General features: G+C 59.2%; 7 protein-coding genes. 5 read left to right on the top strand and 2 right to left on the bottom strand.

Annotation, left to right across the window (positions count from 1 at the left end; translation table 11 throughout):
• A partial coding sequence (locus OC445_RS20690) for a LysR family transcriptional regulator (RefSeq protein WP_262020325.1) occupies nt 1-734 on the bottom strand: 734 nt, incomplete at its 3' end.
• A gap of 269 nt (nt 735-1,003) precedes the next feature.
• On the opposite strand from OC445_RS20690, the gene OC445_RS20685 reads away from it, so the two are divergent.
• The 4 genes from OC445_RS20685 to pgm all read left to right on the top strand — a co-directional run bounded on the left by OC445_RS20685 (nt 1,004) and on the right by pgm (nt 7,500).
• Nucleotides 1,004-2,026 (top strand): zinc-dependent alcohol dehydrogenase family protein, encoded by a 1,023-nt coding sequence (locus OC445_RS20685; RefSeq protein WP_032891964.1) that lies wholly within the window; start codon nt 1,004-1,006, stop codon nt 2,024-2,026.
• Nucleotides 2,027-2,731: 705 nt separating this feature from the next.
• Nucleotides 2,732-4,156: a hypothetical protein gene (locus OC445_RS20680; RefSeq protein ID WP_198791625.1), complete on the top strand. Its 1,425-nt coding sequence runs from the start codon at nt 2,732-2,734 to the stop codon at nt 4,154-4,156.
• 36 nt (nt 4,157-4,192) lie between these two features.
• Nucleotides 4,193-5,596, top strand: coding sequence for a PLP-dependent aminotransferase family protein (locus OC445_RS20675; RefSeq protein WP_034127380.1), 1,404 nt, complete (start codon nt 4,193-4,195; stop codon nt 5,594-5,596).
• Nucleotides 5,597-5,856: 260 nt separating this feature from the next.
• Nucleotides 5,857-7,500 carry a phosphoglucomutase (alpha-D-glucose-1,6-bisphosphate-dependent) gene (gene pgm / locus OC445_RS20670; RefSeq protein ID WP_198791624.1) on the top strand — a complete coding sequence of 548 codons (1,644 nt, stop codon included), beginning with the start codon at nt 5,857-5,859 and terminating at the stop codon, nt 7,498-7,500.
• A 114-nt stretch (nt 7,501-7,614) separates the two neighbouring features.
• On the opposite strand, the gene OC445_RS20665 is transcribed toward pgm, so the two are convergent.
• Complete coding sequence (locus OC445_RS20665) at nt 7,615-8,310, bottom strand: pirin family protein (RefSeq protein ID WP_054922186.1); 696 nt, start codon at nt 8,308-8,310, stop codon at nt 7,615-7,617.
• A 217-nt stretch (nt 8,311-8,527) separates the two neighbouring features.
• On the opposite strand from OC445_RS20665, the gene OC445_RS20660 reads away from it, so the two are divergent.
• Nucleotides 8,528-10,990: a UvrD-helicase domain-containing protein gene (locus OC445_RS20660; RefSeq protein WP_262020324.1), complete on the top strand. Its 2,463-nt coding sequence runs from the start codon at nt 8,528-8,530 to the stop codon at nt 10,988-10,990.
• Nucleotides 10,991-11,190 lie beyond the last annotated feature (200 nt).

Below are 11,190 nucleotides of genomic sequence, written 5' to 3'. Positions count from 1 at the left end.
ACGGTGGCCAGAATGTCCGTACCCGCCAGCAACGTGCCCAGGCCATTGAACTGCGGCACCGCGAGCACTACGTGGCGCTTGCGGCCGAGTTTTTCCAGTTCTTCATCGATAAACCCGCTCAAGTCACCGGCAAAGGACACAAGCGCGTGGGGCCGTGAGCAGAAGTCGTCCAGGCTCAGCGAGCCCGGTACGCTGTCGGCGCGCAGCAGTTTGGGCAGGCTGCGGCGCAGTACCTTGCGCTTGGCGTTGGCGGGCAGGTCGGCGGTGTAGCTGACGCCAATGGAGATTTCACCGGAGGCCAGCAGGCCGGGCATCAGGATGTAATTGACGCGGCGTACCACCAGCACAATGCCGGGGGCTTCGGAACGCAGGCGTTTGAGCAACTGCGGGAGCAAGGCGAACTCCACGTCGTCGGACAGGCCAATGCGAAACACGGCGGTGCTGGTGGCCGGGTCGAATTCGGCGGCGCGGCTGACGGCGGTGGAGATCGAGTCCAGGGCCGGGGAGAGCAGGGCGAAGATTTCCACGGCGCGGGCCGAGGGTTCCATGCTGCGCCCGGTGCGCACGAACAGGGGGTCATCGAACAACCCGCGCAGGCGTGACAACGCTGCGCTGATGGCCGGCTGGCCGAGGAACAATTTCTCGGCGGCGCGGGTCACACTGCGCTCATGCATCAAGGTTTCGAATACGATCAAGAGGTTAAGGTCGACACGACGCAGGTCGTTACGGTTCATCTTGTGTCCTGGAAGAGTCAGCAAACTTGATGTGAGCGGTCACGTACCAACCCCCTGAGGTTCGCTTCAGAAGGATGACCGGCATGAATCTTACGGGGAAAGGCTGGTACTCTGCACCGGCTAATTGATTTTTCCTACGATAGTTGAGGTGTGTTCCTCGCTCGCGGAATCAATGACAGGCATGTCGACTATTAATGGTGACCGGTGGTCTTACCCCCAAAGCCCAGATAAAGTTCATGGCATTAGAGGTTACTTTGACGAGGTTTGCGATGTCCCGCACGATCCGTTTTCACAAGTTTGGTCCGGCCGAGGTGCTCAAATGCGAAGAGCATGCGGCCGCGCAGCCCGCACCGGGCGAAGTGCAGGTGCGTGTCGACGCGATCGGCATCAGTTGGTACGACATTCTGTGGCGCCAGAACCTGGCGTCTTCTCATGCACGCCTGCCTTCTGGCCTGGGCCATGAGATGGCCGGGGTTGTGGTTGCCCTCGGCGACGGCGTGGATGACTTGGCGGTGGGCGATAAAGTCGCCAGTTTTCCGGCCGAGAGCCCCAATGATTACCCGGTGTATGGCGAGCAGATCGTCTTGCCCCGTTCGGCCCTGACCCGGTACCCGGATGTCTTGAGCCCGATTGAAGCCAGCGTGCATTACACGCCGTTGCTCATCGCGTACTTTGCGTATATGGACCTGGCGCGGGTCAAACCGGGCCAGTTTGCCCTGGTGACCGACGCCAGCCACTGTGCCGGCCCTTCGTTTGTGCAGTTGGGCAAGGCGCTGGGTGTGCGGGTGATTGCCGCCACCAAGGACAGTGCTGAACGTGAATACCTGCTGTCCCTCGGGGCGGAAAAGGTCATCGTTACCGAAGAACAGGACCTGCTGATGCAGATCAACAAGTTCACGGACAACCGTGGCGTCGACGTGGTGTTCGATGGCCTGGGTGGCCCGCAGATGTCGCTGCTCGGTGACGTCCTCGCGCCGCGTGGCAGCCTGGTGCTGTATGGCCTGCAAGGTGGCAACCAGACGCCATTCCCGGCCTGTGCGGCGTTCCAGAAGAACATTCAGTTCTTTGTGCACTGTATCGGCAACTTCACCGGCAAGCCGGAGCTGGGCATTATCCAGGACCAGGTGGCGTTGCAGCGTGCGTTGCGCGATATCAACCAGCTGACCGCCGACCGTGTGCTTGTCCCACTGAAAACCACGGTATTTCCGTTCAGTCAGTTCGTCGAAGCGCACCGATACATGGATGAATGCCCTTGCCGCGAACGGGTGGCGTTGCAGGTTGAAGCTGTTTGAGCTGTAGGAGTATTCGCAAATGAATACTCCGGCGCCTGAGCTGATGAGGCAAATGCGCCATTTGACAGGGCTTAACCCGCACCGGGGTTGAGCCGCCGCACGGGCGCTGCGCCCCGTAAACAATACCGTTATTGCCCTACGCCGCCCTGAAATCCAGTGCGGCGCTGTTGTGTGGGCGTCATTTAAGTTGGGTTGGCAGGCCATCTGAACTGCTTTTCGACGCTGTTCTGTATCTGTTAATCATTGTTTGAGTGCCGATAATTGAGCCTTCTTTGTCATCTCAAGGATTGAGCCATGATTGAATGCCGGGCATTAACATCTCGCGCTTGCGGAACTAACGGTGGTCTGATTTTTTTTCGAAAAGTACAAAGTGTGCACCCCGTCGTTTTGCAAGAAGCCAGGATGAGTGGATGATTAATATTTGTCGGATGCTTCTCTAATTTCTTAGTTAAAGCAGTGTAGGACGTTGTCGGAGCCTTCCTAAGGCTGGCGGTCTTTGGCGCTGTAAGGCGCGCAGCTACGTGGTTCACGCCCTGGGATAGTCCTCGACTGTTCTTTTGGTTGTACCTGCACTTTTGTTGCAGAGTGCTAATGTTGAATCCATGTCGTGCTGCGCAACGGATGACAAGCCTACAAGTGTAATAGGTCGAGCGCTCCTGTGTGGTAGTTGCTCGAAACTAATATTTCAACTCAGGTAGTAGAACGATGAGCACTATTCACGAACAAGCCATGAGCTATGTTTACCAGCAAGTTTTGCAACGTTTAGTGGGGCACTTTACCCGTGCTGAACGTACGGTGCTTCAATTGCTGATCCAGCGAATCGTGGTGGCCGCCGGTGGCATGGAGCAAGTGGGGAATTACAAAGTACTGATCGGGCACGGCGGCGGCGCAGTCAGCAGCTACACCTTGGCGATGCTGCGCGCTGCGCAACTGACCATTGCTGGGCGAGCACCCAAGACTTTTCATTTGCGCGTGGCCACGTTGCGGCACGCGGGTATGACTCAGGCCACGCTCGATTCGCTGCACCACGGCTACGGCGCGCTATTTTTCCACGATGACCCACGGGTGGAACTGTTGATAGTGGAAAACCAGGAAGTGCTGCCCTTCAATCATCAACGGCCTGCGGCCAGTGCCGGGCGTGAAGTGAGCCGGCGCAACAAGCTGATGATTGGGCACCTGACGTCCGGAGACATTCGCGCCACCCTGTGCAACGACACTTTTTTGGCCCTCGGCGATTTCTACCAGCGGGTCGCCACCTGGAGCGGCGGTGTGCATGCTCTGGTCAGCGGCGACTCGGTGCGCAAGCAAAGCCAATATATCGCGTGGCTGAAAAAAAGCGCCTTGGCAACCGGCCTGACATTCGCACCTGGTAACCCGTCGTCGCTCAGTGCATGGTTTGCACGCATGGAGGAATGGAGTGTCGGTTGCTACCGCCACCTGTATGGCGAGCACTACGCAGGCGCTGAGAGTCCTGGCCGGGGCGGGCACCGTCATGTGGCATATATCGGCATTGCCGACCTGCTTGACGACGTGGACGTTGCCCACGCGCCACTGCTCACTCAATTCCTCGCCCACAAGCGGGACCCATTCGAGTTCCACTTCAGCCATCCTGCTTACCCCAACCCTTTGCTCATTGCGCATTTGCATGGGTTGCAGGCCCAGTGCCTGCGCGAACTCTCCTACGAACATGGCGTCGAAGGGTTCCTGCGTCAGGCGGCGGACTACCTGCATCGAAGACAGGTGCCTGTTGCGTTGATCACCGAAGCGTGTGCTCTGCAGGGCCAGCTATTGGCTACAGCTTGTGCTCAGGCGTTCTCTGGCCTGGACGAAAGCCAATTGACCTGCCTGGTGTTCGCGCCCTTCGTCCAGCATGGCGAACGTCTGGAGGGTTACCTGCGTCAATGCCATCCCGGCATGCTGGTAGCGCTCCCCGAGCTCCACAAGGCCCTGCAGGGCAAGCCCGTCGCGGACATGCTGCACCAGTGGCTGACGGATATCAGTGGGTTGTCGCTGCCGTTGTTGCAGCATCTGTACCGCAAATGCCCGCTGCCGGGCAAACGCAGTGCGCGTGTATGTGAACCTCGTTTCAAGCGTTCCAAGGCTCGTATCACTCAAATGTCGGGACGCTAGTCGCGTGTATTCACCTATGGAAACTGGTGATCAGCGATGAACCTGAGGGGAGAGCGACAGGCAGACTTTGCCTATCAGGCGGTGTATCGCTACATGATCAACCTGATCAATGAAGTCAGCCGGGAAGCACCGGTCAAGCTACCGTCCCTGCGCCAGTTGGCGACGCGGTTGAACGTGTCAATCTCGACGATTCAGTACGCTTACTCGCTGTTGGAAAAAGAAGGGCGAGTGTACTCGGTGGCCAAGTCCGGCTACTTCGCCTGGCCCGTGGCCGCAACCATGCCCATCATGGCGGGTACGGACTTGCTCGAGCGCTTGTATACAGCCGCCCGGCGCCCGGCGATGGTTGTGCTCAGCAATGATGAACCGGCGCTGTTGGGGTCCCTCGATGGCGCGTTGCTGGCGCTGGAGCGCCAACTGGTGCGCCGGTATCCCCATCATCTGCAACCGTCGCAACCTTGTGGCGTGTGGGAGTTGCGTGCTGCATTGGCAGCACGTTATACCGCGTCGCCCACCCATTGTTGGCAAGCTGATGAGGTGTATATCGGTGCCGACCTTCAGGGCGTTCTGGAAATTCTCGTTGATGCCCTGGACCTTAAAGGCACGGTGGTGGTAGTTGAATCGCCGTGCGATTACCTGGTCTTGCGCCTGCTACAGGCCGCTGGCGTGCGGGTCATTGAATGGCCCTGGCGTGCCGACGGCCGCCCGGACTTGACCACATTGGAGCACCTGCTGCGTCATGAACCAGTGCACCTCGTGCTGCTCTCATCCGTGGTCAGCATGCCTTCGGGTAACGCCATGACCGACCCCGAGCGGCTGCACGTAGCGCGTCTGCTCGACCAGCACGGCTGCTGGTTGCTGGAGAACGATACCTTTGGTGACCTGAGCTTTGCGCCGCCCGGATCGGCCTTGCGCAGCCTGGTCAACCCAGAGCGGCTGATCGTGTTTTCTTCGTTCGAAAAGGTTTTGGGCCCGGAAGCGCCCTTTGGTTACCTGCTGGCGCGGCAGATGAGCAATGAATTGCAACGCCAGTTCTTGCTGCGTTCGTTTCGACTGTCCGCCATTCGTCAACGCGCCATTGCGCGGCTGTACGAAAGCGGTCGGTTCGACCAGCACCTTCACACGCTGCGCCAGCGCCTGCATGAGCAGGCGCACGCCATGAGTCACCGCTTGGATGCGCGTATGCAAGGGTGTGTGCATTACCGCATGCCCGTGGCCGGGGCGAGTTTTTGGTTGCAGTCGACGGCGCCGGTGGATATGCGCCTGGTGTTTCAGCGCATGCTCGCCCAGCAGGTGGTGATTGCCCCAGGCGAACTGTTCAGCCTCAGTGGTTTGCATCACCAGCATATGCGCTTGAGCCATACCTTCAGCGGCCATCCCAACCTGGACATCGCCCTGGATACGCTGGCGCAGACGCTCCTGCAGGCGCAGACCGAGTAGGAGCGAGCTTGCTCGCGAAAAACGTCAACGATAACGCGCGCTGCCTGAATAAACGCGGCGCCTGTGAGTTTTTCGCGAGCAAGCTCGCTCCTACAACTATCCAATGTGTGAGCCGGCTTGCCTGCGATAGCGGCCTGACAGCCGATCAGGCTGTAGCGTATGAAATTTCTCTTCAGGCCGTCGGATCGATACCGTCGCGCAGTAGTCCAAGTCCCAGTAAACTGTCATTTTTTCCGAATCCTTCTTTGCGAGGTTTATGCATGACTATCAGTCCTTTTGCGGGCAAGCCGGCACCAGCCCAGTTGCTGGCGGATATCCCGCGACTGGTCACGGCCTATTACACCGGCCAGCCTGATGCAGCGATCTCCACTCAGCGCGTGGCTTTTGGTACCTCCGGGCACCGTGGCAGTTCGTTCGAACTGAGTTTCAACGAGTGGCATGTGCTGGCTATCAGCCAGGCCATTTGCCTGTACCGCGAAGCTCAGGGCATTACCGGCCCCTTGTTTGTCGGCCTGGATACCCATGCATTGTCGACGCCAGCCGGTGCCAGCGCCTTGGAAGTACTGGCGGCCAACGGCGTGCACGTGATGCTGGCCGAGGGCGACGAGTACACGCCGACGCCGGCGATTTCCCACGCCATCATCTGCTATAACCGTGGCCGTACCAGCGGCCTGGCGGACGGTATTGTGATTACACCGTCCCACAACCCGCCGCAAAGTGGCGGCTACAAGTACAACCCGCCTAACGGTGGCCCAGCCGATACTCACGTCACCAAGTGGATCGAAGCCAAGGCCAACGAACTGCTTGCCAACAAGCTGGCCGGAGTCAAGCGCATCACTCACGCCCAGGCGCTCAAGGCCGACACCACCCATCGCCATGACTACCTCAACAGCTATGTGGCCGACCTGATCAATGTGATCGACATGGACGCGATCCGCAGCGCCGACCTGCGCTTGGGCGTGGATCCGCTGGGCGGAGCAGGGGTGCGCTACTGGTCGGCGATTGCCGAGCACTACCGTTTGAACCTGGAGGTGGTGAATACCGAGGTCGACGCCACCTTTCGCTTCATGAGCGTCGACTGGGACGGCCAGATTCGCATGGACCCGTCCTCCAGCTATGCCATGCAAAGCCTGATCGGTCTCAAGGAGCGTTTCGACGTTGCCTTCGCCTGCGACCCGGACCACGACCGCCACGGCATCGTCACGCCTTCCGGTGGTTTGCTGGCGCCCAACAACTACCTGGCGGTGTCCATCGACTATCTGTTCCAGAACCGCCCGGACTGGCGTGCCGATGCGGCCGTGGGCAAGACCGTGGTCAGCAGCGGCCTGATCGACCGCGTCGCCGCGCGCATCGGCCGTCGCCTGTACGAAGTGCCGGTGGGCTTCAAATGGTTTGCCGATGGCTTGTTTGAAGGTTCGTTGGGGTTTGGCGGCGAAGAAAGCGCCGGTGCCTCGTTCCTGCGCAAGGACGGCAGCGTGTGGAGTACCGACAAGGACGGCCTGATTCCGGCCTTGCTGGCCGCGGAAATGACCTCGCGCAAAGGCCAGGACCCAAGCCAGATCTACCGTGGCTTGACCGATGCCCTGGGTGAGCCGTTCGCCATTCGCGTCGATGCCAAGGCCACTCCCGCGCAAAAAGCCCTGTTGGGCAAACTATCACCGGAGCAGGTGACGTCCACGCAATTGGCCGGGGAGAGCATTCAACAGATCCTCAGCCATGCGCCGGGCAACAACCAGGCAATTGGCGGTTTGAAAGTCATGACCGAAAACGGCTGGTTTGCCGCACGGCCTTCGGGCACTGAGGACATCTACAAGATCTACGCCGAGAGCTTTATCGGCGAAGAACACCTCAAGCAACTGGTGGAAGAAGCGCAGGTGTTGGTAGACGGCGCAATCAGCCAATAACTGACACTGTATGTAGGAGCGAGCTTGCTCGCGAAAAACGTCAACGATAACGCGTGCTTCCTGAGTGAACGCGGTGCCGGTGAGTTCTTCGCGAGCAAGCTCGCTCCTACATGATCAGGCCAGGTCCACCAGCACGATTTCGCTGTCCTCGATTGCGGTCACCCGCAACACTTGTTCATCCTCAACCGCCACGCCGTCCCGCGCCTGTGCCCGCACACCATTGACGTCAATCACGCCCGTGGCTGGCACCAAGTAGGCACGGCGACCGCTGTCCAACCGGTACTCCGCGCTTTCCCCGGCCTTCAGGTTCGCGGCCACCAAGCGTGCATCGGCACGAATCCGCAAGCTTTCACTGTCGCCAGCCTTGCCGCTGGCCAGCGTCACAAAGCCCTCGCGGTTGCCTTGCGGAAACGGTTTGGCGCCCCAGGATGGTGGCAAGCCGGCTTCATTGGGAATGATCCAGATCTGAAAGATCTTGGTTGGCGTGGCCTCCAGGTTGTATTCGCTGTGGGCAATGCCGGTTCCCGCGCTCATTACCTGCACATCGCCGGCTTCGGTGCGGCCTTTATTGCCCAAGTTGTCGGCATGGCTGATCGCCCCTTCGCGCACGTAGGTGATGATTTCCATGTCGCGGTGTGAGTGCTGGGGAAAGCCGCTGCCGGGGGCGATGATGTCGTCGTTCCACACCCGCAGGTTGCCCCAGTGCATGCGCTGGGGGTCGTGGTATTCGGCAAAGGAAAAGTGGTGATGAGCGTCAAGCCAGCCATGGTGGGCGCCGCCCAGGCTGGTGAAAGGTCGAAGTTCAAGCATGATCGTCTCCTGTTGATGAGCCCATCATCCCGCAGCGCATGATCGATAAAAAGCGTAAAAAATGCCGGTTTATGATCCGTTTTTTCGATGATTATTCCCGGTGTTCACTTTCACTTCATCGCCTAACTGCATGACAGCAAAGCAATTGGCTGGAACTGAGCGGCGTTTCCGGCGACCATGGCGCCTTGGTCAAAACAAGCTCACCGCAGGAGTCCGCGTGTCGCAACAACAGCCTGATCTGCCCCCCGAACTGCGCCCCTTGGCTGAAATGCCGCTGCTGAAACGGCTGGCTGCGCGCCTGTTCGGCCATGGCCTCACCCGTTTGCGCGCGCAGCACAGGTTTTCCTGGTTACATGGCCAGGCCGACGGTTTTCGCAGTGGGCATGAGGCGGGCGTTGAATACGGTTACCGCGAGGGTAAAGCTGATGGCATCGAGGAAGGCCGGCAAGTCCTGCTGATTCGTGACTTTCGCCCTGATGAGCACAGCGCACCAAGCATAGATGACAGCCTGTTCGACGACTGGCGATTGCCGCTCACCGCGGAGGTGAAGAAGCGCATGAAGGCCGATGTCGCGCGCCTGCTGCCAGCCCATGCGCAGCCAAGCGCGGCGCAATGGAAGATGATTTTCAGCGACACCCCCTCGACCTCGGTGATTGCGGGTGCTGGCGCCGGCAAGTCGACGTCCTTGGTGCTGCGCATCCTGCTGCTCAGCCATTACCTGGGCTTTGAACTGAGTTCGATGACGGTGGTGACGTTCACCCGCGAGTCGCGCAAGGACTTCATCAACAAACTCATGGAAATTCTCAGCCTGTGGGGCCAACCCCTTGGCAGCAAGGAAGCCCAGGCGGTGGTGCGCACCTTTCACTCGCGCATCCTGCCCATGGTGCGCAGCCTGCCGGGCTTTGAACGGCTGCAGGCTTTTGAGAACCTCAGCGATGGTTTTGAAGACGCCGACAGCAACGCCTTCGACCTGCGTATCAGTGACGCCCAGCGGCAGCAGATGAACGCTTGTTATCACCGCTTGTATGGTCGCCATCAGCGTTTTCGCGAGTTGATTGCCCCCTTGGCCCGTCATGGTCTCCAGCTCAAAGAGCTAGAACGCGATCATCCGGACGTGCAAAAGCGCATGGCCGTGACTGAATTGGCGGCCAAGCGCGATGAAGAACTCTGTGATGTGATCGAAGACCTATGGTTTCGCGCCGGTGCCTGGCCGATCAAGGGCATCGAACCCAGCCGTCAGACCTTTGAAATCAACGGCGGGCAATTTCATTGCCACGGCTACATCCGGGAGCTGGATGCCTGGGTGGTGCTCGGGTTCGATGGGCGCGAAAATTCTCAAATCAGTCGGCCGAACTCGAAACTCTCGGTGCGCGCGGAATGGGCGGTAAAGCGCACGTTGTTTCAAGCTTTCTGTAATAAGCCACTGATATGGCTGGATAATTACGAATCTTCAAAGCGTCTTTTGAGCAGCCTGGGTGGCGATGCCACGGCCGGGCCGGGCTTTGATTACAAGGTTAAAGGTGAACTCGCTTCGGCCCCCCTGTTGGACAGTTTTGTCATGGCGGCCGGGTTTATCGAGAACCTCGGCCTGGATGTGCCTACGGCGGTTGGCCAGATGAGCTTCGCCAAGGACGACCCGGACCGGCTGTTCTTCGAGGCCCTGAGCATCTTCTGGAAGGCCCTGGAAGATCACCTGTTGGAGCAGTCGCCGCCGATCATGACCTACAACCGGATGTTTTCCCTGTTTGGTGAAAACACCCCTGAGAACCTCAAGCTGCTGAGTGATCCCTTGCTGCGGCCGATGTCGCACCTGATGATCGATGAATTCCAGGACGTATCGCCGCAGATCGTGTCCTGGATCCGCGCCAGCCTGCGGGAAATCCGCAGCCGCGGGCCGGCCATGCACGTCGGGCGAGGTGCGCAACGCTCATCGTTGCTGTGCGTAGGGGACGACTGGCAATCCATCTACGGCTGGCGTGGCAGTTCGCCCAAGTACTTTATGGAGTTCAACAAGGAGTTCGTTTCGCCCAGCACCACCCGCGTGATGCTGGGGGAGAACTACCGTAGCCACCAGCACATCATCGACGCTGCCGAACATATCGTCCGTAGCGCGCCGGCCATCCCCGGCAAAAAGGCCAGGGCCAGCGGCGAGCCCAAGACGCTGGTGCCCGTCACGGTGTTGGAACGTGACGACGCGGCACTGGCGCAGCGGTTGCTGGAGCATTATCAGCGGGGCGATTCGATCCTGATGCTTTATCGAAGAAGTAGCGATAAGTTATTGATTAGCGAACATATTCAGTCTGTCATTAATGTGGATTCTAGCTTGGCGCCTCAGGCGCGTAGGTTGAAACAGCTGACGTATCACAGTGCCAAGGGGCTGCAGGCGGACGCGGTATTTTTGCTGGGCGATTGTCAGCATGTCACCAGCTCGCCGTACAAGAACCAGGTGTATCGCATGGCGGGCTTGGGTAAGGATGGCGACAGCGAGCCTTATGACAATGCCCAGAGAGACGAAGTGTTGCGACTGGCCTATGTGGGGATTACTCGAGCGGTCAGCCATTGTTATTGGTATGTGGAAAAGCCGGAAGGCCAGGGTGTGAATGTGCCCAGGGCGTCTGAGCGGGTGGATGGCAGGAAGGTGTTTTTTGATGATCAGCGTGCAGTGAAGGGGGCTGGCTGACCTTCGATGAAGGCCCGACGCCGACGCGTCTCTACCTGACAACACGGGGTCGAACATGTGGGAGCTGGCTTGCCTGCGATTGCGGCCTGACAGTCAGCACAATTGGATTGTGTACATATCCATTCCTGCGGTAACGGCCACTTAGGGTTCCGCTCTTACAGCGGGTCACTTTTGGAAAGGCCCAAAAGTAACCAAAAGGC

Source organism: Pseudomonas sp. Pse35, assembly GCF_024519715.1.
GTDB lineage: Bacteria > Pseudomonadota > Gammaproteobacteria > Pseudomonadales > Pseudomonadaceae > Aquipseudomonas > Aquipseudomonas paracarnis.
The sequence above is the reverse complement of the archived record's forward strand: the minus strand, read 5'-3'. Positions and strand labels throughout refer to the sequence as shown.

What these genes read in the sequence shown, in the direction of transcription:
- OC445_RS20675 (WP_034127380.1), top strand. Translation starts at nt 4,193, where the DNA reads ATGAACCTGAGGGGAGAGCGACAGGCAGACTTTGCCTATCAGGCGGTG.
- pgm (WP_198791624.1), top strand. Translation starts at nt 5,857, where the DNA reads ATGACTATCAGTCCTTTTGCGGGCAAGCCGGCACCAGCCCAGTTGCTG.
- OC445_RS20680 (WP_198791625.1), top strand. Translation starts at nt 2,732, where the DNA reads ATGAGCACTATTCACGAACAAGCCATGAGCTATGTTTACCAGCAAGTT.
- OC445_RS20665 (WP_054922186.1), bottom strand. Translation starts at nt 8,310, where the DNA reads ATGCTTGAACTTCGACCTTTCACCAGCCTGGGCGGCGCCCACCATGGC.
- OC445_RS20685 (WP_032891964.1), top strand. Translation starts at nt 1,004, where the DNA reads ATGTCCCGCACGATCCGTTTTCACAAGTTTGGTCCGGCCGAGGTGCTC.